Origin of the sequence: Phycicoccus jejuensis, assembly GCF_000720925.1 — a bacterium.
Taxonomy (GTDB): Bacteria; Actinomycetota; Actinomycetes; order Actinomycetales; family Dermatophilaceae; genus Phycicoccus; species Phycicoccus jejuensis.
This window is the reverse complement of sequence record NZ_JOEE01000011.1, coordinates 13,288-35,009: the sequence shown is the minus strand read 5'-3', so window position 1 is coordinate 35,009 and position 21,722 is coordinate 13,288. Positions and strand designations below refer to the sequence as shown.

22 protein-coding genes are annotated in these 21,722 nt (G+C 72.3%); 9 read left to right on the top strand and 13 right to left on the bottom strand.

Annotated elements, in window-relative coordinates:
- Positions 1-411: 411 nt before the first annotated feature.
- From IG69_RS0117765 to IG69_RS20505, 3 genes are all read right to left on the bottom strand, one after another.
- Complete coding sequence (locus IG69_RS0117765) at positions 412-1,266, bottom strand: SGNH/GDSL hydrolase family protein (protein WP_157577712.1); 855 nt, start codon at positions 1,264-1,266, stop codon at positions 412-414.
- Positions 1,263-2,225, bottom strand: a complete 963-nt coding sequence (locus IG69_RS21310; RefSeq protein WP_169742099.1) for a TolB family protein — start codon at positions 2,223-2,225, stop codon at positions 1,263-1,265. The genes IG69_RS0117765 and IG69_RS21310 overlap by 4 nt, the downstream gene beginning before the upstream one ends.
- Positions 2,226-2,533: 308 nt before the next feature.
- Complete coding sequence (locus tag IG69_RS20505; RefSeq protein ID WP_036830591.1) at positions 2,534-6,697, bottom strand: nSTAND1 domain-containing NTPase; 4,164 nt, start codon at positions 6,695-6,697, stop codon at positions 2,534-2,536.
- Positions 6,698-6,942: 245 nt separating this feature from the next.
- On the opposite strand from IG69_RS20505, the gene IG69_RS21800 reads away from it, so the two are divergent.
- Positions 6,943-7,242, top strand: a complete 300-nt coding sequence (locus IG69_RS21800; RefSeq protein WP_211251042.1) for a hypothetical protein — start codon at positions 6,943-6,945, stop codon at positions 7,240-7,242.
- 170 nt (positions 7,243-7,412) lie between these two features.
- Here the strand turns inward: IG69_RS21800 and ychF are convergent, their stop codons facing one another.
- From ychF to IG69_RS0117725, 5 genes are all read right to left on the bottom strand, one after another.
- A complete protein-coding gene (gene ychF / locus IG69_RS0117750) occupies positions 7,413-8,498 on the bottom strand; it encodes a redox-regulated ATPase YchF (protein ID WP_030529506.1) in 1,086 nt (361 codons plus the stop codon).
- Between the two features lie 12 nt (positions 8,499-8,510).
- Entirely contained in the window at positions 8,511-8,867 is a 357-nt protein-coding gene (locus IG69_RS0117745; protein ID WP_030529505.1) for a YdeI/OmpD-associated family protein, read from the bottom strand.
- A 134-nt stretch (positions 8,868-9,001) separates the two neighbouring features.
- Positions 9,002-9,517, bottom strand: coding sequence for an NUDIX domain-containing protein (locus IG69_RS0117735; RefSeq protein ID WP_036830589.1), 516 nt, complete (start codon positions 9,515-9,517; stop codon positions 9,002-9,004).
- A gap of 9 nt (positions 9,518-9,526) precedes the next feature.
- On the bottom strand, positions 9,527-10,174 hold the full coding sequence (locus IG69_RS0117730) for a hypothetical protein (RefSeq protein WP_030529503.1): 648 nt from the start codon (positions 10,172-10,174) through the stop codon (positions 9,527-9,529).
- 20 nt (positions 10,175-10,194) lie between these two features.
- Complete coding sequence (locus tag IG69_RS0117725) at positions 10,195-10,656, bottom strand: glutathione peroxidase (RefSeq protein ID WP_084696910.1); 462 nt, start codon at positions 10,654-10,656, stop codon at positions 10,195-10,197.
- Between the two features lie 9 nt (positions 10,657-10,665).
- Between IG69_RS0117725 and IG69_RS0117720 the strand changes: the two genes are divergently transcribed.
- Complete coding sequence (locus IG69_RS0117720; protein WP_030529501.1) at positions 10,666-11,859, top strand: DNA recombination protein RmuC; 1,194 nt, start codon at positions 10,666-10,668, stop codon at positions 11,857-11,859.
- On the opposite strand, the gene IG69_RS0117715 is transcribed toward IG69_RS0117720, so the two are convergent.
- Both IG69_RS0117715 and IG69_RS0117710 read right to left on the bottom strand, forming a co-directional pair.
- Positions 11,841-12,296, bottom strand: coding sequence for a GNAT family N-acetyltransferase (locus IG69_RS0117715; protein ID WP_084696909.1), 456 nt, complete (start codon positions 12,294-12,296; stop codon positions 11,841-11,843). The two genes, IG69_RS0117720 and IG69_RS0117715, sit on opposite strands and share 19 nt — an antisense overlap.
- Positions 12,297-12,306: 10 nt before the next feature.
- Positions 12,307-13,320 (bottom strand): 4-hydroxy-3-methylbut-2-enyl diphosphate reductase, encoded by a 1,014-nt coding sequence (locus tag IG69_RS0117710; protein WP_036830585.1) that lies wholly within the window; start codon positions 13,318-13,320, stop codon positions 12,307-12,309.
- Positions 13,321-13,402: 82 nt separating this feature from the next.
- On the opposite strand from IG69_RS0117710, the gene xseA reads away from it, so the two are divergent.
- On the top strand, positions 13,403-14,647 hold the full coding sequence (gene xseA / locus IG69_RS0117705) for an exodeoxyribonuclease VII large subunit (RefSeq protein ID WP_051750714.1): 1,245 nt from the start codon (positions 13,403-13,405) through the stop codon (positions 14,645-14,647).
- A 19-nt stretch (positions 14,648-14,666) separates the two neighbouring features.
- On the opposite strand, the gene IG69_RS0117700 is transcribed toward xseA, so the two are convergent.
- Positions 14,667-15,266 (bottom strand): TetR/AcrR family transcriptional regulator, encoded by a 600-nt coding sequence (locus IG69_RS0117700; protein ID WP_030529498.1) that lies wholly within the window; start codon positions 15,264-15,266, stop codon positions 14,667-14,669.
- A 77-nt stretch (positions 15,267-15,343) separates the two neighbouring features.
- Between IG69_RS0117700 and IG69_RS0117695 the strand changes: the two genes are divergently transcribed.
- A complete protein-coding gene (locus IG69_RS0117695) occupies positions 15,344-15,892 on the top strand; it encodes a hypothetical protein (protein ID WP_030529497.1) in 549 nt (182 codons plus the stop codon).
- Positions 15,893-15,901: 9 nt separating this feature from the next.
- The gene (locus tag IG69_RS0117690; RefSeq protein WP_030529496.1) at positions 15,902-16,135 is read left to right on the top strand and encodes an exodeoxyribonuclease VII small subunit; all 234 of its coding nucleotides are present in this window, start codon (positions 15,902-15,904) and stop codon (positions 16,133-16,135) included.
- 48 nt (positions 16,136-16,183) lie between these two features.
- Here the strand turns inward: IG69_RS0117690 and IG69_RS0117685 are convergent, their stop codons facing one another.
- Together IG69_RS0117685 and IG69_RS0117680 are read right to left on the bottom strand one after the other, a co-directional pair.
- Positions 16,184-16,735: a dihydrofolate reductase family protein gene (locus IG69_RS0117685; protein ID WP_030529495.1), complete on the bottom strand. Its 552-nt coding sequence runs from the start codon at positions 16,733-16,735 to the stop codon at positions 16,184-16,186.
- Positions 16,736-17,059: 324 nt separating this feature from the next.
- On the bottom strand, positions 17,060-17,617 hold the full coding sequence (locus IG69_RS0117680) for a DUF4245 domain-containing protein (RefSeq protein WP_030529494.1): 558 nt from the start codon (positions 17,615-17,617) through the stop codon (positions 17,060-17,062).
- Between the two features lie 127 nt (positions 17,618-17,744).
- Here IG69_RS0117680 and IG69_RS0117675 point away from each other — a divergent pair, with 127 nt between their 5' ends.
- The 4 genes from IG69_RS0117675 to IG69_RS0117660 are packed head-to-tail and all read left to right on the top strand — an operon-like array spanning position 17,745 to position 21,722.
- On the top strand, positions 17,745-18,674 hold the full coding sequence (locus tag IG69_RS0117675; RefSeq protein WP_030529493.1) for a carbohydrate kinase family protein: 930 nt from the start codon (positions 17,745-17,747) through the stop codon (positions 18,672-18,674).
- The gene (locus IG69_RS0117670; protein WP_030529492.1) at positions 18,671-20,374 is read left to right on the top strand and encodes a fumarate hydratase; all 1,704 of its coding nucleotides are present in this window, start codon (positions 18,671-18,673) and stop codon (positions 20,372-20,374) included. The genes IG69_RS0117675 and IG69_RS0117670 overlap by 4 nt, the downstream gene beginning before the upstream one ends.
- Positions 20,371-20,886: a beta-class carbonic anhydrase gene (locus tag IG69_RS0117665; protein ID WP_030529491.1), complete on the top strand. Its 516-nt coding sequence runs from the start codon at positions 20,371-20,373 to the stop codon at positions 20,884-20,886. Before IG69_RS0117670 ends, IG69_RS0117665 begins: the two co-directional genes overlap by 4 nt.
- Complete coding sequence (locus IG69_RS0117660; protein WP_030529490.1) at positions 20,883-21,722, top strand: MOSC domain-containing protein; 840 nt, start codon at positions 20,883-20,885, stop codon at positions 21,720-21,722. Before IG69_RS0117665 ends, IG69_RS0117660 begins: the two co-directional genes overlap by 4 nt.

Here is a 21,722-nt window from a genome sequence, read left to right as displayed (position 1 = left end):
CCCCTGTGCCCCGCGCTCGTGCGGCGACTGGCCCCCACCGTATCGATGTGATCCGCTCGGAGCAGGTCCACCCGGCTGGCGGATCTACGGGGGTGGCGCAGCTTTTGAGGGTTCGGCCGGATCCGGATGGACCGGGGTCGTTGCTGCCGAGAATCGGGGCGTCGCCGTGTACGAGGCTGCTCGATGTGCCCGAGACTGCGACGTCGATTACGCCGATGTTGAAGACGAGGGCATCGATCCGGCGTCGCCCGAGCACCGCTGCGACTTCGTCAACCTGCCCGCGGTGGTTACCCCCGTCGTCGATGGACCTGCCTCCCCTAGTGCGTGGCAAGCCGTAACAGACTGAGACCTACTGATCGGACTTCCGGGGCCGGGATACGCGGTCTTTGCGTCAACAGGTCGGCGTTCGGTTCATCCCAAGGGTGCAAACCCTTTTGCGGCGAGAAGCCGCGCGATCTCGTCGTTCCCCCGCTGAGATGGGTGGGTGTAGTCCGCCGCGAGCAGGTCGGCTGAAGGCTTGGACCCGTCGGCGCCGTTGAACGCGTGGTAGACGTCGATGCAGGTGAAGCCGCTCGCCTCAGCGGACTCGCACAACATCGTGTTCCAGGCGTCTTGAAGGACCACCGTCTTTACTGCCTGCTCCGGAGTGAGCGTCAGCTGTTCACTGCCGACCCAGTCGTTGTACCGGTTGATCGTCCGCAGGATCGTGGGCTTCCCGGTCCGCCAACCGGCGACAGTGGCGAACAACTCGTCGTACATCGGACGGTACGTCTTCACGGACGCCGTAGCGCACGCTTGGTCGACCTTGGACCAGTCCTTGATCACGCCGGACAACCGGTCGACCGGCGAGCCGCACGGGGTCTCCTCGTTGAGCGGGAAGCTGTTGTGCGCGATGCCCACGATGATGGCGTCCGCGGTCGTCAGCTCGGCCTGCAATCCCGGCAGGTCCGCCAAGAGGTCCGGCACCGTGGCTCCGGTGTGCGTCGACCGGTTCTTGAGGGTGACCTCGCGACCCGTGGCTTTCGCCAGGGCGTCGGCGTACTGAGTGACAAAGCCTCTGCAGCTGGGGCAATCCTGTTGGCTGTTGTACGGGATGGAGTCACCGATCACGACCAGCGACAACGGGGATGATACGGACGCAGGCGCACTCGACGCCGTGGTTGGCGACGTGCCTTGCGGCGAGGAGCAACCCGCGAACACGACGAATGACGCGAGTACGGCCACGATCGCTGGTGTTCGCTTCATCGCCGCTCCCTTGGCCGTCACGTGGTGCCCCAGGATGGGAAGTTGACCCACGAGTCGCTACCGAGCTCCACAGGGCGGACGGCGCCTCCGCCGGCATTGCTGGTGCACAGCCGGTCCCGCTCCAGGCGGGTGTCGAAGCAGCCCATGAGGAGTCGGTGTCCGTCGGGTGACCACGCGATCTTAAAGAAGCGCAGGGTGGACGTCGGTGCCCGCAGCACGTGCAGCGCCTTGCCGTCGGGGCGGACCACGATGAGCGCACCGGAGTCGGGAAGGTCGCGCTCTCCGGGGTTGATGTTGAAGCCCAACCACTTTCCGTCGGGGGACCAGTCGGGGTGCTCGAGACCCGCGCGAGGTGCTACCACCTCGCGTAGTCCGCTTCCATCGACATTGACCACGTGCAGTGAGTTGACCTGAGGCGCGCCCTCGCCGTCGTCGACGATGCGCGCGAACGCAATGTGGGTCCCGTCCGGCGAGAACACCGGCTCGACGTCAAAGCCGCCGGAGGTCACGCGGCGGGCACCCGTGCCATCGGCTCGCATGACCCAGATCGAGGTGCTGAAGTAGGGCAGGCTCGCATCCATGGCGCCGTAGGCAATCCACTGGCCGTCTGGTGACCAGTCCGGTGTCTCCTGGACTCCCTCCTCGGACGTAAGACTCGCGCGTTGCCCGCCGTCGGGGGAGATGGTGCCAATGTGCACACCAGTGTCGTCAGCGAAGTCGAACGCGATCCGCGAGCCGTCCGGAGACCAGTCGGAGAACCAGCTGGGTCCGTCGACCAGCTGGCGCTGGGCCCGCCCGTCAGCGTCGGCGATCCATACGGTGTGTGCGTCGATGGACGGGTCGTAACGCCCGAAGGTGATCTGACCGTTCGCAGGCTTCTGTGCGATGGCCGCAGCCACAGCGCCTGGGACCACGTGAGCGGACGCCGAGGTGGTCGCGCCGAACAGTCCCAAGGCGCCCGCCAAGGTCGCAAGCAGCACGACCGCTGCCCTGGGAGCGCGCGCCAACCGGTGTTCGACTCGGCGCCCCGTGCTCGCGGTGGTGGTTTGAGTGGACATGGCATCCTTCGCTGTCCGTCGGGGCGCGGCTGCCTCGAGTCGCCGCCACCATGGGTTGACGGGGTATCGGTGCGGTATCAGCGCCGAGCGCAACTACCCGGCTCCGCGCGGGAGAGCATGCGCACCCGTTGACCTTGCCGGGCCGCTGGCCGGCATGAGCCTGGACGGGTCTGGTGGTGGTCGTCAGTGGGCCGACGGCCGGTGAGGCGAGGGCTGCCGGAGCGTTACAGTCAGCCGTTGTCCGCGGCGCAGACCTGCTGGACGTCCCGGCCGGGTAGATGGTCGTGCCACTCCTCGTCGGTGAGCTCACGGCCGGCGACCGCGCACGCGGTGCGCACCCACGAGCCGGGGTCGAGATTCCAACGCCGCACCGGGCCGAAGTCCTGCGCCACGAGCAGGGCAGACCCGTCGGGGAGGTAGCTGACCGCCGCCCCGCCATCGACCGTGACCGCCCCGAGGAAGGCCCCGGTGCGACCATCCCAGCGCCCGACGCGCCCGGCTGCGGCCACTGCCCACTCCGAGCCGTCGGGCGTGAAGGCCGGGGCCGCTCCTGCAAAGGGGTAACGCCCGCTCGGCGGGGCGATCCAGCGCGACGCTGCAGCGTCGAAGAGCCCCGCCGCTCCGTCGGCGCGCGTCACGGCCAGTCGGTTGCCGTCCGGGGACCAGGCCGCACCGAGCACATCGACCCCCAGGTCAAGGGGCCGCAGGGTGCCGAGTGCCGTGTCGACGAGAACCTCTCCCACGTCCTGGATGCTGGCGAGCACCTGCGTCGTGCCAGGCCGAACCCGGAGGCTCGACACGACTCCGGGAGGCTCCCCGCCGACCGCCGGAGCGGCAACGACCGGGTCCCGTCGAGGTCGTAGGGTGTGCGCGTCGAGGACGTGCAACCGACCCTCTGACGTTCCCACCAGCAGGGCACCGTCACCAGTGAACGCGGCGTAGACCGCCTGTTCGCCAGCCGGAAGGGGGCGCCGGGCCACCTCGTTGAGGGTTGTGCCGTCCCATACCGTCACCACGTCGTCGGCCGTCTGAACGGTGATGAGCATCCCGTCGGGGCTCCATGCCGCGTCCAGGTAGTTCGCTGTGTCCTGGGTGACGGTGACCGCCGGGCTGTCGGCACCCGTCGCGACGTCACGGACCGCGAAGGTCGCGTCGCGCCCGCCCGCGACAGTGAGCACCCGCGCGCCGTCGGGTGAGAAGATGACGATGCCACCCCCGCCGAGCACGGACTCTGCTCCCGCTGAGGGCAGGAAGCCGCGTCTACCGCTGACGTCCCAAGCCAGCAGCATCCCTTCGAAGGCCGAGGTGTACAGCGTCTCCCCTGCTGCGTCGAACGCCGGCCACCCCCCGCCGTCGTCCTGGGCGAGGAGCTCCACTGGCTCCTCGCCAGCGACGTCCCAGATCATGAGGGTGTCGCCGGCGGACACGAGCTTCGTGCCGTCCGCCGAGAAGCCGATGCGGTCGACTCGGCCGATGACCGGCATCACGTGGCGAACCGTGCCCTCCGCAGCGTCGACAACCACGAGCTGTGACCCCGACGCGAGGACGAGCGTCGCGCCGTAGGGCGAGAGTGCGAAGGGGCCATCGACCTCGCCGAGGCTGAGGTCTCTGCCCGACAAGGTGCGCATCGTACGGCCGGACGGCAGCGCGCTCTCGCGCAGCACCCCACCCCCTGAGGACCACAGGGATCGCCCGCCGGGTGCGACCACGGGGCCTTCGCTCTGGTCGCCGAGGTTAATTAGCGCCACTGGTCGCTCTGGCGCTCTCAGGTCCCACACCCCCGTGACCGGCTGGTCACCGCCGTCGAGGGCCAGCAGCGTCACCGCGAGCCATCGTGAGTCGGTGCTGACGGAGATGTTCTGCTGGGCATGTCGACCGCGAGGGATACCGCCGAGCTGGGTCTTGGCGCGTGAGCCGTCGGCGTCGAGCAGGACCACCGCAGGCACGGCGCCGGCGGCGACCAGCTCGGGCATCGGGGTCACCGCAGCCGTCGCCCCGTCGGCAGCGACCACCACTGCCGCTCCACGCAGTTCGGGGTGCACAGCCACCGCTTCGAGGGACGACGCGCGCCGCACCAGCAACCCCTCGTCCGGCGCCTGGGCGAGCACGAGCCCCGAGCGGGTGTTTAGTGCCTGGCTGACGATCCGTGGGGTGCGGCTCAGCCGCACCAGGGTGGGGGCCCGATCGAGCGTGGCCAGCAGGTTTGCACGGGTGTCGGTCGAGGGGTCTAGCCGCACCCCGGCCACCGACAGGAGCAGGGCGGTGTCGAGCTGGTCGGAGCGCAGCGCTTCGGCACCGAGGCGACGGGCGTCGGACGCCGTTGCCGCGGCATCCGCGCGACGTGAGGCGAGCGAGGCCAAAACGCCCGCGGTTGTCGCGACGATGGCCAGCACGACGGTGGCGATTAAACCGGCGCGCAGCCGACGATTCACGCGCCTCTCGCGGTTCACCTGGTCCTGCGCCGCCTGCTGTTCGTGGGCGGCCAGGGAGGCGGACGCCTCGAGGAAGGCGGTCTCGGTGGGGGTCAGGTCGGGTGCGGGGTCTGCACGCGCCCGCCATTCCGAGGCGCGGGACTGTCGCACCCCGCGGTAGAGCTCGCTCGGCGGACGACCCAGTTGGTCCCAGCTCTCGGCCGAGACCGCGAGGTGGCGCATCGTGCGCAACCCGTCGACATCGTCGTCGAGCCAAGAGCGCAGTCGCGGCCAGACCGCGGTCAACGACTCGTGCGCGATCTCGACGACCTCACCGTCGCTGCTGAGCAGGCGGGACGCGATCAGTCGCTCCAGAAGGGCGTGCCGGTGCTCGCCCTGTTCGATCGTGTGGCGCGGTACCCGGCGCCGCACCGGGGCGCTGTCCTCGCCGGTGCCCACTAGCCGTGTCATGAGCTGGCGCAGCAGCAGCTGGTCGTCGGGGCCGAGATCGTGGAAGAGCGTCTCGGCGGTGCGTGCGACGGCCGCCCGCACGCCGCCTGTGGATCCGTAGCCCGCGACGGTGAGTGTGCGCCCCTCGCGCACCGCCCACGTCTCGCGTAGGACGTGGGAGAGCAACGGGAGGGCCGCCGGCTCACCTTCGACCTCTCGCACCAGGAGGTCGACCAGCCCTGGCTCCACGACGAGGCCGGCCTGCTCGGCCGGCCCGGTGACGGCCCGTCGGAGGTCGTCGGCGCTCAACGGGCCGAGCATGTGCAGCCCGGTCTCCGCGAGCCGCGCAAGACCCGGGTGGGTGGCGAGGGTGCCAACGCGGTCACCGCGCACACCCAGCGCCAGCTCACCGCCGTCGTGCACGAAGCGCGCGAGGTCTTCGGCGAAGGCGGCACCCTCCTCGACATCGGGCTCGAGGGCCTCCTCGAGCTGGTCGACGACGACAACGTCGCCCGGCACTGCGCCAGTGGCCGCGAAGGCGACGCGGGGCCGCCTCCCGGGGGTCATCACGTGCACCCGGCGCCGATCCCGGCGCAGCGCCGCGGCGACGCCGGCCCGCAACAAGGAGGACTTTCCGGAGCCGGAGGGCCCGACGACGACGAGGGCATGCGTGCGGTCGAGCGTACGCAGCGCCGCGGCGACCTCCGCCTCGCGCCCGAAGAACGACTCAGCGTCGCCCACGTCGAAAGGCAGGAGACCGGGATAAGGGCAGTCCGCCGCATCCGGAGGACGAGGGGGAGCTGTCAGGCCCGGGGCCTGGCGCAGCATGGCCGCCTCGAGCTCGATCAGCTCAACGCTCGGGTCGAGCCCGAGCGTCTCGCCAAGGTGCCGACGAGCCAGGCGGATCGTCTCTAGGGCCTCGGCCTGTCGACCGCACCGATACTCAGCCAGGGCCAACATGGCCCATCGCTGCTCGCGGTGCGGCTCCTCGTTGACCAGTCCCCGTAGGTCAGCCAGCACGTCGGCATGGGCGCCAACCGCCAAGGCCGCCTTGCACGCGAGCTCCTGCGCGTCTCGGTACTGGTCGACGAGGTGGCCGCGCCACGCCTGCGCCCCTTGCCAGTTCTCCAGGTCCGGAAGCGGGTCGCCGCGCCACAGTGCGAGCGCGCAGTTGCTGGTGTAACGGGCCCGGTCGGGCTGGCCGCCGGCCAGCAGTTCCCGTGCTCGGGATACCAGGTCGTCGAAGACGGTCGCGTCGACGTCGTCGTAGTGCATACGCAGCCGGTAGCCTGCCGCTGAGACCGTCTCGATGGCGTCCGTCCCAAGCATCCGTCGCAGGCGAACGACGCACCCCTGCACCACCTTCGCGGCCGAGGCGGGCGGGCGCTCCCCCCACAGGGCGTCGACGAGCGTGTCCGTGCGCACAGCCACTCCGATTCGCAGCACGAGCACGCTGAGGACGACGCGGTCCCGCGGGCCGAGCCCGAGTGCGTCGTCACCGACCAGGAGTGGTCCAAGGACCGCGACCCTCACGGGCACACTGTCCCAACCCACCCGATGTAGGTCAACGGCAACGAGCGAGGGAACGGTGGTCCGACTGCGATACGTCCTTCTCGCAGATTGCCAGACGGCATTCGGCCCGGGGACACGTCGCGGGACGAGCGCGCCCCACGCGCTCCCGCGGCGCGCTGTACCAGGCGATTCCTGCGATCTGACTGCATCTGGCTGGGCAGCGCAGATGCTCACACGACTGCCACAAACGAGCAACGACACGTCACGTGGCCCAGTCCCAGCTCCGCAACACCACCGAAGGCCGGGCGTACTACGACCGCAAGGTCGCCGCTGGCAAGACCCCCAACGAAGCCATGCGCGGCCTCAAACGCCGCCTTTCCGACCTGGTCTATCGAGCGCTCCCGGACGACCTCACCCATGACATGGCGACGGGCCCGGGAGGGCAACGGGGCAACGACTCTGACTCCAGCGCGACCGGCTCACAACCCCACACCGGCACTTCGGACAAGCCACTTCCCGGACCCGTCACCAACCAGCCTACGACCGCCGTCCCCAAGGCGTCTTGACACAGAAGGGAGCCACGTGAGCTACATGATCAGCGTTGCGCGTGCGCCGTATCGACCGTCGTAGGGCACCGGGGGCTAGGAGAGACGGCTCAAATTCTTGCGGACTAGATGCGGACCGTCGGGCCTGCGCCGAGTCATGGCAGTTGCTGGACCTGCAGTGACGGCGCTTGTCAGATGTTGAAGCGGAACTCGACGACGTCGCCGTCCTGCATGACGTAGTCCTTGCCCTCCATGCGCGCCTTGCCGGCGGCCTTCGCGGCGGCCATCGAGCCGAGCTCGTCGAGGTCGGAGAACGACACGATCTCGGCCTTGATGAAGCCGCGCTGGAAGTCGGTGTGGATGACCCCGGCGGCCTGCGGCGCGGTCCAGCCCTGGCGGATGGTCCAGGCGCGCGACTCCTTCGGGCCGGCGGTCAGGTAGGTCTGCAGGCCGAGGGTGTGGAAGCCGACCCGCGCGAGCTGGTCCAGGCCGGACTCCTCGGCGCCGAAGGACTCGAGCATCTCCTGGGCGTCCTCGGGGGACATCTCCATGAGGTCCATCTCGAGCTTGGCGTTGAGGAAGACCGCCTCGGCCGGCGCGACGAGGGCCGCGAGCCGGGCGTGGAGGTCGGTGTCGCCGAGCTGGTCCTCGTCGAGGTTGAAGACGTAGATGAACGGCTTGGTCGTCAGCAGCCCGAGGCCGGCGGCCATCCCGAGGTCGACGCCAGCGGCGGCCCCGTGCGCGTAGAGGGTCTTGCCCTCCTCGAGCACCTTCTGGGCCGCCAGCGCGTTCTCGAGGAGCGGCTTGGACTCCTTCTTGATCCGCGCCTCCTTCTCGAGACGGGCGACGGCCTTCTCGAGGGTCTGGAGGTCGGCGAGGACGAGCTCGGTGTGGATGGTCTCCATGTCCGACTCGGGCGAGACCTGGCCGTCGACGTGCACGACGTCGCCGTCCTCGAAGGCGCGGACGACCTGGCAGATGGCGTCCGCCTCGCGGATGTTGGCGAGGAACTTGTTGCCCAGCCCCTCCCCCTCGGACGCGCCGCGGACGATGCCGGCGATGTCGACGAAGGAGACTGTGGCGGGGAGGATCTTCTCGCTGCCGAAGATCTCGGCCAGGCGCTGCAGGCGGGCGTCCGGGAGCGGGACGACGCCGACGTTGGGGTCGATCGTCGCGAACGGGTAGTTCGCCGCCAGAACGTCGTTCTTCGTCAGCGCGTTGAACATCGTCGACTTGCCGACGTTGGGGAGACCGACGATTCCGATGGTGAGTGCCACAGGACGAGGAGTCTACCGAGCCCCGGGCGTCGCCCCGACCGCCAGGGCCCGGCGCCCGGCCGGCGTCATCCGGCCCTGCGCTTCCAGCCGCTCCGCGATGCGGCGGTTGCGCTCGGACGTCGTCCCGCGCCCGCGTCGCGGGGTGAAGCGCTGGAGGTAGGACCGCTCGTCGTACCGGCGGCGGGTGCTCTCGCTCCACCCGAAGGCGATGCCGGCCTCGAGCAGCTCCTCGAAGGTGACGCTGCGCAGGCCCGACCGGGCCCGGGCCAGGCGCACCCAGCCTCCCGGATCGCTCTCGTGGTGGGCGGTGAGCCACGCCCAGAGAGCGTCGCGGTCGGGGAACTCGAGGACCGGCTCGGACGGGGTCATGACCCGACGGTAGGGCGACGCGGTGACAGCCGCCGCTCAGGCGGTGAGGGCGGAGACGAGGATGTAGCCGAGGATGCCGAGGCTCACGAGGACGAGCCCGCCGAGCAGCATCAGGGCGACGCGGTGCTCGCCGTTCACGTCGCTCCCCCGGCCGGCTCGCTGTTCTCGAGGTAGAGCGTCGTGCCGGGGGTCCATCCGGCGACGACCTCGAGCATCCGCGCGGTGTACGGGGCCACGTGCTCGGCCGCGGCCTCGGGCCGGACCCAGTGGGCGCCGGCGATCTCGCGGGGCAGGAAGCGGGCGGGGTCGAGCTCGCCCTCGAAGACGCCGAGGTCGAAGAGGAAGAGGTGGGCGTCGTCCCAGCCGCGCCACGGCGGCAGCCAGTTGACGGCGACGAGACCACCCACGGCGACCTCGAGCCCCAGCTCCTCGTCGACCTCGCGGGCGACGGTGAGGGCGGGCGGCTCCCCCGGGTCGACGACGCCGCCGGGCAGGTCCCACTCCTTCTTGTACGACAGCTCGCACAGGAGGACCTCGCCGGCCGGGTTGCGCAGCAGCCCCTGCGCGATGTTGCGCTTCTTGGGCAGCCGGGCGTTGAGGATGGCGATCCGCCGTAGGCGCTCGGCCTCGGTCTCCTCGCGTCGCGCCATGCCGTGACCCTACGCGAGCGCGGTGACGGCCCGGCCGCCGAGCCGCCGGACGAGCCGCTCGACGACGAAGGCCGCGTTGGCGTCCCGCACCTCTGCCGGGACCGGCGGGAGCAGGTCGTCCCAGACCACCATGAACGACCCGCGCAGCTGCGGCATCCGCGCGGGGCGGGCGACGAACCACACGTGGGCGTGGGCGCCACCGTCCCCGAGCCGCAGCACGTGGCAGCGGCCCACGGAGGGCAGCGCCTCGACGGCGCCGACGAGCGCCACCTGCAGGCGCCCCAGGGCCGCCGCGAGGTCGTCGCTCAGCGCATCGACGTCGAGGTGCTCGAGGGGCTCGGCGACGAGAACCAGCGGCGAGCCCGACGGCGGGGCGACCTTGACCCGCCAGCCCACCCCCTCCCAGACGGCGGCCCAGTCGCCGGTCGCGGCCGGACCCTCCATCGCCGCCTCGCGGCAGTGGCAGCCGCTCGGATCCTCGCCGCGTCGCGGCGGCTCGACGTCGACGAGGACGGGCCCGACCTTGGCCCGGAGGCCGTCGACCTCGAAGGGGAACACGTCCCACCCGAGGACCTCCTGGCCCCCGACCGGCAGGCGACCGTCGCGGTCCTGCGCGGCAACGACGCGGGCGGCGTACTCCTCGGCGCTCTCGGGCATGCCCGCGAGCCTAGGACGGCTCAGGCGGCGAGGGCCTTCTCGGTGGCGCCGCGCAGCTTCTCGGGCTTGGTGCTGGAGCCGAACCGTTTGATCGGCGTGCCGTCGCGCCCGACGAGGAACTTCGTGAAGTTCCACTTGATCTTCTCGCTGCCGAGGGCGCCGCGTGCCTCGTGGCGCAGCCACCGGAAGAGCGGGTGGGCGTCGTCGCCGTTGACCTCGACCTTGTCGAACAGCGGGAAGGTCACGCCGTGGTTGACGCGGCAGAACTCGCCGATGTCCTCGGCGCTGCCCGGCTCCTGGCCGCCGAACTGGTTGCACGGGAAGCCGAGGACGACGAGGCCGCGGTCCTTGTACTCCTGCCAGAGCGCCTCGAGGCCGTCGTACTGGGGCGTGAAGCCGCACTGACACGCGGTGTTGACCGGGTGGAGGTTCGGACTCGCGGCGCGCGGCGGATTGCCGGGCCTGTCGGAGGGCTCTGCCATGGTCCTCGCATGGACGGGATGACGTGGGGCGTGCTCGGGCTGGTCGTCGGCGCGGTCGTGGCGTGGCTGCTCGCGCGGCTCGTGCACCGGGCGGCGGTGGCGGGGGTCGAGACCGAGCGCGACCTGCTGCGCGAGCGGGTGCTCGACCTCGAGACCTCGCTCGCCGAGGACATGGAGACCGCGGCCCTGCTGGCGCCGCTCAAGGACGCCCTGGTGCGCGTCGAGGAGCACGTGGGTGTCCTCGAGCGCGACCGGTCGCAGCAGTACGGCTCGCTGCGGGCGCTGCTCGGCCGGGTCGAGGCCGAGACGCAGGGCCTGGGCCGGGCCACCGCCTCGCTCGCCGGGTCGCTGCGCTCGTCATCGGTGCGCGGCGCGTGGGGAGAGGTCCAGCTGCGCCGCGTCCTCGAGGCCTCGGGCATGCTCTCGCGCTGCGACTTCGAGGAGCAGGTCGGCGTCCTCGGGCCGCACGACCGGCAGGTCCGCCCCGACGTCGTCGTGCGCCTCCCCGGTGGCAAGTCGCTCGTCGTCGACGCCAAGGCGCCGATGACGCACTTCCTCGACGCGCAGGCCGAGGAGCTGACCGACGACGAGCGCACCGCGCTGCTGCGCCGGCACGCCGACGCCGTCGCGGGCCACGTCGCGACCCTGGCCGCCAAGGAGTACTGGGCCGCCTTCCGCGACGGCCCCGAGATGGTCGTCTGCTTCGTCCCGAGCGACGCGATGCTCGCCGCTGCTCTCGCCGCCCAGCCGGCGCTGCACGAGAAGGCGCTGGCTCGCCGGGTCGTGCTCGTCGGCCCGGCCTCGCTCATGGCCCTGCTGCGCACCGTGGCGTTCACGTGGCAGCAGGACGCCCTCTCGCAGAGCGCCCGTGAGCTGCTCGACCTCGGCCGCGAGCTCTACGGCCGGCTCGGCACGCTCGGCGCGCACACGGCCAAGGTCGGCCGCTCGCTCCAGTCGAGCGTCGAGGCGTACAACGCGATGGTCGGGGCGCTCGAGTCGCGCGTGCTCGTCACCGCCCGGCGGATGCGCGACCTCGAGGTCGTCACCGACGAGCTGTCCGTCCTCGAGCCGGTCCGCACCGGTCCGCGGCCGCTCACCGCGCAGGAGCTCATCGACGCCGTCACCGAGCCCGACGCGCGCCCGCAGCTGGTGCTCGACGGGCCGCGCCCCGACGACGGGGAGGGTCAGAGGTCGATCTCGTAGTGGTACGTCGTGGGGCCGCCCGGTCCCTCCGTGGCGTGCAGCCCCTCGCTCTCGTAGAGGGCTCGGGCCGCGACGTCGTCGGCGCTCGTCGCGAGGTCGAGCAGGTCGCACCCGCGGGCGCGGGCCCGGTCGAGGCAGGCCCGCAGCAGGGCCCGCCCGAGGCCGTGGCCGCGGGCGGCCGGCGCCACCCAGAGCTCGGCGAGGTAGGCCTCGTCGCGCGTGCTCCAGAGTGCCGGGCGGTAGCGGACCACCGCCACCCCGTGCTCACCCGTGAGGAGCACGTCGGTGTCGCCGCGGCCGGTCAGCTCCGCGAGCCGTGCGGCGAGGGCGTCCGGGCCGGGCGACGGGTCGTCGTACTCGCTGTTGAACGCGTCGAGCAGCCGCCCGGCGAGGGCCAGCCCGGGGCCCGTCGTCGCGAGCTCGACCCGGGCGTCCACGTGCCGCCGGTCAGCGCAGGGCGCTGGTCTCGGCGAACGAGCCGTCGTGGCGCATCTTGTCCGACATGCCGGCGGCCTTGAGGTCGCGCCGGATCTCGTTCGGCAGCGCGAACATCAGCGACTCCTCGGCGGCGACGACCGGGCGGACGTCCTCGAAGCCCCGCGCCGCGAGGTAGTCGAGCACGCCGCGGACGAGGATCTCGGGCACGGACGCACCGGAGGTCACGCCGACGGTCGAGACGCCGTCGAGCCAGGACTCGTCGATCTCGTCCGCGTAGTCGACGAGGTGGCCGGCCCGCGTGCCGTGCTCGAGCGCGACCTCGACGAGGCGCACCGAGTTGGACGAGTTGCGGGAGCCGACGACGATCATCAGGTCGCAGTCGGCGGCCATCTGCTTGACCGCGAGCTGGCGGTTCTGCGTCGCGTAGCAGATGTCGTCGCTCGGCGGGTCCTGCAGCTTCGGGAAGCGCTCGCGCAGCCGGCGGACGGTCTCCATCGTCTCGTCGACCGAGAGCGTGGTCTGGCTGAGCCAGACGACCTTCTCGGGGTCGCGGACGGTGACGTTGTCGACGTCGTCCGGGCCGTCGACGAGCTGGATGTGCTCGGGCGCCTCGCCCGCGGTGCCGACGACCTCCTCGTGGCCCTCGTGGCCGATGAGGAGGATGTCGAAGTCGCTGTCGGCGAACCGGACGGCCTCACGGTGCACCTTGGTGACGAGCGGGCAGGTGGCGTCGATGGTGCGCAGGCTCAGCGCGCGCGCCTCCTCGTGGACGACCGGGGCCACGCCGTGCGCCGAGAAGACGACGGTCGCGCCCTCGGGCACCTCGTCGGTCTCGTCGACGAAGATCGCGCCACGCTGCTGCAGCGTCGTGACGACGTGCTTGTTGTGGACGATCTCCTTGCGGACGTAGACGGGGGCGCCGTAGAGGTCGAGGGCCTTCTCGACGGTGACGACGGCCCGGTCGACACCGGCGCAGTAGCCGCGGGGGGCCGCGAGGAGCACGCGCTTGGTCGTCTCAGCCATGTGTCCATCGTAGGTGGGGCCTTCGTCCGGGCCCGCATCGCGGGCGGACGGGCTGACGGTGCCGCCGCCTAGGGTGGCCCCCGTGAGCACCCCGGCGCGCGCACCCCTGCCCGAGCGGGCGGTCGACACCACGGCCGAGAACCCGTGGCCGGTCCGCCTGCTCTCGATGAAGATCGGCGAGTACGTCGAGAAGATGTCGGTCCTCTGGGTCGAGGGACAGGTCGTCCAGCTGACCCGGCGGCCCGGCGCGCGCACGGCGTTCCTCACCCTGCGCGACCCCGACGTCGACATGAGCCTCTCGTGCTCGGTCCACGTCAACGCCCTCGACGCGATGCCCGGTCCGCTCAGCGAGGGGGCCCGGGTCGTCCTCCAGGCCAAGCCGTCGTTCTGGAGCCAGCGCGGCTCCCTCGTCATGGACGCCCGCCAGATCCGGCCGGTCGGCGTCGGCGAGCTGCTGGCGCGTCTGGAGTACCTCAAGCGCCACCTCGGGCAGGAGGGCCTGTTCGACCGCGACCGCAAGCGCCCGTTGCCTTTCCTCCCCCGGCGCATCGGCCTCGTCTGCGGCCGGGCCAGCGCCGCCGAGAAGGACGTCGTCGAGAACACGCTGCGCCGCTGGCCGAGCGCACGGTTCGAGATCCGGCAGGTCGCGGTGCAGGGCACCAACGCGGTGGCGGAGGTGACCGCCGCCCTCGCCGAGCTCGACGCCCACCCCGAGGTCGACGTCGTCGTCATCGCCCGCGGGGGCGGGGGCGTCGAGGACCTCCTGCCGTTCTCCAACGAGACGATGCTGCGCGCCGTCGCCGCCGCGACCACCCCGGTCGTCAGCGCGATCGGGCACGACGTCGACACCCCGCTGCTCGACCTCGTCGCCGACCACCGCGCCTCCACCCCGACGGACGCCGCGAAGGCGATCGTCCCGGACGCCGTCGCCGAGCGGCGCGGGCTCGAGGTCGCCCGTGAGCGCGGGCACCGGGCCGTCGGCGGACGGCTGCACCACGAGCGGCGCCGCCTCGCCGAGCTCGCGAGCCGCCCGGTCCTCGCCGACAAGGGGGCGTTCCTGCGCTCACAGCGCGAGGTGGTCGAGGCGCTGCGCTCCCGCGCGCTGCACCGGGTCGAGGCCGGGCTGCACCGGCAGCGCGACCGGGTCGACCACCTCCGCGCGCAGGCCCGGGCGCTCTCACCGCAGTCGACGCTGGACCGCGGGTACGCGGTCGTGCAGCAGGTCGGCGGCGGCCTCGTCACCGACCCCGCCGACCTCGCACCCGACGAGCTGCTGCGGGTCCGTGTCGCCCGTGGGGACTTCGGGGTCCGCGTCCTCGGGTCCTGACCCCGCGGTCGCCGGCAGCTCAGCCCGCGGCGAGCCCGGCGAGGTGGTGCCGGACGACCGCACGCACGCCCCGGAGGTCGGTGACCTCCGGCTGGAGCACGACGTGCAGCGCGAGGCCGTCGAGGAGGGCGTGCAGCCGGGTGGCCTCGGCCTCGTGGCGCGCGGGGTCGGCCGCCGGCAGCAGGGCGGCGACGACCCGGTCGACGAGGGAGCGGATGCCGAGGTGCGCCTGCGTCGAAACCTCGGCGAGCCGCGGGGCGGTGCGGGCCAGGGTGACGAGCTCGAGCCAGACCGCGGCCTCGGCGCGCCGCTCGTCGTCGAGTGGCAGCACCTCCCCGCAGAGGTCGACGAGGTCGTCGAGGTCCGGGGCGTGGGCGGCGTCCCACCCGCCGACGCGGGCCGCCACCCGGGCCCCGACCCGGTCGGCGACGGCGTGCATCGCGAAGGCCACGAGGTCGTCCTGGCTCGCGGCCGTGTGCCGCATCGAGCCGACGGACAGGCCTGCCTGCGCCGCCACGGACCGGACGGACACCGCACCGATCCCGTCCCGGCGCACGACGGCCAGCAGCGCGTCGGCGATGAGCTGCCGGCGCGCCTGCTGGTCGACGACCCTGGGCACGGACCCTGTCTAGCAGCCCGGGGCGGCGGGTCCATCTATTTGGTACGGTCGTACCAACAAATCGGGAGGGACGCACTGTGCTTGTCGCCGTCATCGTCACCTGCGAGGTCATGTTCTGGGTCCTCGTCCTCGCGGGGCTCGCCACGCGCTACCTGCTGCGCCGTCCCCAAGTCGGCGGGTGGCTGCTCGTCGCCGCGCCGCTCGTCGACCTCGTGCTGCTCGTCGCGACCGTGCTCGACCTGCGCGGCGGCGCCACCGCGACGACGGCGCACGCCCTCGCCGCCGTCTACCTCGGGGTCTCGGTGGGCTTCGGGCACTCGATGGTCCGCTGGGCCGACGAACGCTTCGCGCACCGGTTCGCGGGCGGCCCCGCCCCGGCCCCTCGCCCCCGCGCCGGACGGGCGCACGCGGCCCGCGAGCGCCGCGGCTTCCTGCGTCACCTCGTCGCGTACGCGGTGGGGGCGTCGCTCCTCGGGGTCGGCATCCTCGTCATCGGGGACGCGGCCCGGACGGAGGCGCTGCTCGGGACGCTGCGCCTCTGGTCGCTCGTCGTGGCGGTCGACGGGGTCGTCAGCCTCAGCTACTCCGTGCGCCCTCGACCGGCGGGGGTCGGTGGGCGTCGGTAGTCTCGCGGCATGCCGAAGGACGCCCCCGCCCCCGACGCCGGCACCGGCGCGAACGCCGACGTCGCCGAGCTGGGGTACGAGCAGGCGCGGGACGAGCTGGTCGACATCGTCGCCCGGCTGGAGAGCGGGCAGGTCGGCATCGAGGAGAGCATGGTGCTGTGGGAGCGCGGCGAGGCGCTCGCGGCGCACTGCGGCCGCTGGCTCGACCAGGCCGAGCAGCGCGTCGCCGGCCCGCAGGACTGAGGCCCGCGGGCCGGCCCTCTCCGCCTCGGGTGATGCCGGGGACGCGTGTCAGTCGGCGGTGCGCAGACCGTAGGTCGTGACGACGTTGCCGGCCGAGGTCGCGGTGGACTCGAGCAGCTCGAGGCGCGTCACGGGCACGTCGTCCCCGAAGAGCCGCCGCCCGGCACCGACGACCGGGTGCGTGGTGAGCGTCAGCCGGTCGACCACCCCGCCGAGGAACAGCGAGCGGACGGTCTCGACGCCGCCGACGACCGCGATGTCGCCACCGTCGCCCTCGCGCAGGGCGCGGACGTGGTCCAGCGGGTCGCCGTCGATGCGGGTGCTGTTCCAGCCGAGGTCGTCCCCGAGCGTGCTCGAGACGACGTGCTTGCGGACCGGGTTGACGAACGCGGCGAAGGGGTCGCCCTCGGCGGCTGCGGGCCAGAACTCGGACCACTCCTGCCAGAGCTTGCGGCCGATCACGACGTCGGTGACGTTCGCCAGGGTGCGGCCCATCATCTCGCCCTCCTCGGGGCCGAAGTGGCCGAACTGCCACTGGTCGGGGGACTCGACGACGCCGTTGACGGCGTGGAAGAGGTGGGCGGTGACGAGGCGGGTCATGGGGTCCTCCGGTGGTCGTGCGGGTGACGTGGATGCTGTCGCACGGATGGACCACCCCGCCACCGCGAACTCATCGCTCGGGCATGCGGCGACCGCAGGCCTGCCCGGTCGAGGCGGCCGACCCCCGTCAGCACACCCTTCGGACAGTCACTGTCGTTCGCTCCCGATGGCGGAGCAACCGGGACGAACGGTCGCGCCTGACCGCTCATCCTGCATGCGTCAGGGACGGGAGCGAACGACAGCGGCCGGACGTGCACACCAGGCCCGGGCCCTTCCGCCCGCGGGCACCGGCGTGAGCGCGGACCTCGACCCGCGCCGGCTGCGTCAGCGCACCGGCTGGAGCGACTCGATGTACGTCTCCATGTCCTCGAAGGTCGCGGTGCCCGTGATGAGCGTCGCGAGCTCGCCCGACCCGGTCGGCGGGACGTACAGCAGGCTGTTCTGCACCTTGTTGTCGCGGACGAACTTCTCCCACGTGCGCCCCGCCACCTCGACCGTCCCCTCGCGCGGGGCCCGGTTGGTCTGCGCCGAGATCCACCCGCGGCTGGGGTCCTTCGTCTGCTCGACGGCGACGAACGTGCCGGACGGCGTCTGGTAGCCGACGTGCCAGGTCCGGAAGCCGTCGGTCACCGGCACGTACCGGACCGAGGTCGGCGACCAGCCGCTCGGCAGCCCCTCCGGCTCGACGATCGGCCAGCCCGAGGACGTCCGGATCTCCTGCGCCTTCGTCGCGACGTCGACGACAGGCCCCCCGACCCGGTCGACCCGCGGCACCATGAAGACCAGCACGAGCACCATCCCCAGCACCGCGAGCAGCGACAGGACGAGGTTCTTCGTCGACCCCATCGAGTAGCGGCTCTTCGGGGCGGTCGGGGTGCTCACTCCCCCATCGTCGCCGACGGGCGGCGCAGACGCCCAATCGGTGCCGACGATAGGGTTCGACACGCCGCCCTCGACCGTGCCGGCCACGGGCGGGCCCGTCAGCAGCCGCCAGAGAGGTTGGGATGCCGTGAGCGCCTCCGCGCCGCCGGTCGTCGTCGTCGGCGAGCTCCTCGTCGACATCGTCAGCTACCCCGACGGGCGGTCGGCCGAGCACGTCGGCGGCTCGCCCGCGAACGTCGCGGTGGGTCTCGCCCGGCTGGGCCACGACACCCACGTCGCGTGCCTCGTCGGCGAGGACGCCCGCGGCGCCCGCTGCGCCGAGCACGTGGAGGCCAGCGGCGCGCACCTGCTGCCCGGCAGCCGCAGCCCGCACCACCCGACCTCGACCGCTCTCGCGACCATCGACGAGCACGGCGCGGCCTCCTACGTCTTCGACCTGCACTGGGACCTCCCGCCGGTGCAGCTGCCCGACGGCACCGGCCACCTGCACACCGGGTCGATCGCCACGACCCTCACGCCGGGCGACGCCGAGGTCGAGGACGCGATGCGCCGGGCAGGCGCCCAGGGCACCGTCTCGTACGACCCCAACGTGCGCCCCACGATCATGGGCGCCGTCGCCGACGTCCGCCCCCGGGTCGAGCACCTCGTCGGCCTCTCCGACGTCGTCAAGTGCTCCGAGGACGACCTCGAGTGGCTCTACCCGGGCGACTCCCCCTCCGCCGTCATGGCCCGGTGGGCCGACCTCGGCGCGTCGCTGACGGTCGTGACCCTCGGCGGTGACGGCGTCGTCTGGCGCGCCGCGTCCGGCGAGGAGGGCCGCGCGCCGGCCCGCATCAAGGACGTCGTCGACACCGTCGGCGCAGGCGACTCCTTCATGGCCGGCCTCGTGTCCGGTCTCCTCGACACGGGGCTGCTCGGCAGCCCCGACGCCCGCGAGCGCCTCGCCCGCGCCACCCTCGACGACGTCGACCCCGCCGTCGAGCGCGCCCTCGCCACGAGCGGGGTCACCGTCCGCCACGCCGGCGCCTACGCCCCCACCCGGGAGGAGATCCGATGACCGACTTCGCCTACGAGGACCTGCTGCCCGTCGGGGCCGACGAGACCCCGTACCGGCTGCTGACGACCGATGGCGTCGAGACCGTCGACGGCCCGGGCGGCCGGCGCTTCCTCCAGGTCGCCCCCGAGGCGCTGCGCCTGCTGACCGAGACCGCGATGCACGACATCGCCCACTACCTGCGCCCCGCGCACCTGCAGCAGCTGGCGAACATCCTCGACGACCCCGAGGCGAGCAACAACGACAAGTTCGTGGCGCTCGACCTGCTGAAGAACGCGAACATCGCCGCCGGCGGTGTGCTGCCGATGTGTCAGGACACCGGCACGGCCATCGTCATGGGCAAGCGCGGGCAGCACGTGCTCACCGAGGGCACCGACGAGGCCGCCGTGAGCCGCGGTGTCTACGACGCCTACACGCGCCTCAACCTGCGCTACAGCCAGATGGCCCCGGTGACGACCTGGGAGGAGAAGAACACCGGCTCCAACCTGCCGGCCCAGGTCGAGCTCTACGCCGACACCGCGCCCGGCCACGAGACGACGTACAAGTTCCTCTTCATGGCCAAGGGCGGCGGCAGCGCCAACAAGTCCTTCCTCTTCCAGGAGACGAAGGCGATCCTCAACCCGGACGCGATGATGCGCTTCCTCGACGAGAAGCTCCGCGGCCTCGGCACCGCCGCCTGCCCGCCGTACCACCTGGCCATCGTCATCGGCGGTACGAGCGCCGAGTTCGCCCTCAAGACAGCCAAGTACGCCAGCGCGAAGTACCTCGACCAGCTGCCCAAGCAGGGCGACCCCGCCACCGGCCACGGCTTCCGCGACACCGAGCTCGAGGAGCGCGTGCTCGAGCTGACGCGCGAGTTCGGCATCGGCGCGCAGTTCGGCGGCAAGTACTTCTGCCACGACGTCCGCGTCGTCCGGCTCCCCCGCCACGGCGCCAGCCTCCCCGTCGCCATCGCCGTCTCGTGCTCGGCCGACCGCCAGGTCCTCGGCAAGATCACCCCCGAGGGCGTCTTCATCGAGCAGCTCGAGACCGACCCCGCCCGCTTCCTCCCCGACACGACCCACGAGGGCCTCGAGGACGCCGAGGGCGTCAGCGGCACCGGGGCCGGCGCGGTCGTGCCGATCGACCTCAACCGGCCGATGGACGAGATCCTCGCCGAGCTGACGAAGTACCCCGTCAAGACCCGGCTGAGCCTCACCGGCCCGCTCGTCGTCGCCCGCGACATCGCCCACGCGAAGATCAAGGAGCGCCTCGACGCCGGCGAGCCGATGCCGCAGTACCTCAAGGACCACCCCGTCTACTACGCCGGCCCGGCCAAGACCCCCGAGGGGATGCCGTCGGGCTCGTTCGGCCCGACGACCGCCGGCCGGATGGACTCCTACGTCGAGCAGTTCCAGGCCGCGGGCGGCTCGATGGTCATGCTCGCCAAGGGCAACCGCAGCCGGCAGGTGACCGACGCGTGCCAGGCGCACGGCGGCTTCTACCTCGGCTCGATCGGCGGCCCGGCCGCGCGCCTCGCCCAGGACTGCATCCGCAGCGTCGAGGTGCTCGAGTACCCCGAGCTCGGCATGGAGGCCGTCTGGAAGATCGAGGTCGAGGACTTCCCGGCGTTCATCGTCGTCGACGACAAGGGCGAGGACTTCTTCGCCGGCGTCACCAAGCCCGTCGCGTTCACCATCGAGAAGAGGACCGGACTGCTGTGAGCGAGCCCACCACCACGCCCGCCGACTTCGACGACCTGCTCGCCGCCAACGAGCACTTCGCCGAGACCTTCGACCTCGCCGGCTTCGACGGCGTCGCCCACGCGGGCATCGCCATCGTCACGTGCATGGACAGCCGGATCGCGCCGCTCGCGATGCTCGGCCTGCACCCCGGCGACGCGAAGATCTTCCGCAACCCCGGCGGGCGCGTCACGCCGCAGGCCCTCGAGGCGATCGTCCTCGCGGTGCACCTGCTCAACGTCAACCGCGTCCTCGTCGTCCCGCACACCCGTTGCGCCGTCGCCTCGAACACCGAGGAGGAGCTGCAGCGCCGGGTCGGCGAGTCGGCCGGGGTCGACGCGTCGTGGCACGACTTCAACGTCGTCACCGACCAGCAGGCCGCGCTCGAGCACGACGTCCACGTCCTGCGCTCTCACCCCCTCATCGGCGAGCGGGCCCTCATCGGCGGCTTCATGTACGACGTCGACACCGGGCGCATCAGCCGGCAGGCGTGAGCACCCGGCTGGAACGGGTGGCGCTGCACCCGGTCAAGAGCACCGCGGTCCGCGCCGTCCCGGCCGCCACGGTCGAGCCCTGGGGCCTGCGCGACGACCGCCGCTGGATGGTCGTCACGCCCGACGGCGAGTGCCTGACCGCCCGCGAGGAGCACGCCCTCCTCGCCCTGACCGCCGACACCCCGGGCACCGACCCCGGTCTCGGCGCCGCGCTGCGGCTGCGCGCGGACGGCGGCGACGACCTCCTCGTCGAGCCCCCGCACGGCGAGCCGGTCCCCGTGACCGTCCACGGGCGGGCGCTCACCGGTCGCGTGGCCGACGACGCCGCCCACGCCTGGCTGCGGGATGCCCTGCGGCGCACCGACGTCCGGCTCGTGCACGTCGCCGACCCGCGACCGCTCAACCCGACGCACGCCCGCCCCGGCGAGGCGACCGCCTTCGCCGACGGCTACCCGGTCACGCTCGCGTCGGCGGCCTCGCTCCGGCGGCTCGGCGACTGGGTCGCGGAGACCGCGCTCGAGCGCGGCGAGGAGCCGACCACCATCGGCATCGACCGCTTCCGGCCCAACCTCGTCGTCGACGGCGACCTCGAGCCCTTCGAGGAGGACGGCTGGAGCGCGGTCACCGTCGGCGCCGTCACCTTCCGCGTCGTCAAGCCGGTCGACCGCTGCGTCATGACCACCCTCGACCCCGCCACCCGCGAGCGCGGCCACGAGCCGATCCGCACGCTCGCCCGCCACCGGCGCTGGGAGGGCGCGACGTGGTTCGCCGTCCAGCTCGTGCCGGTGTCCACGGGCGAGGTCCGCGTCGGCGACGAGGTCCGGCCCGCCCGGTAG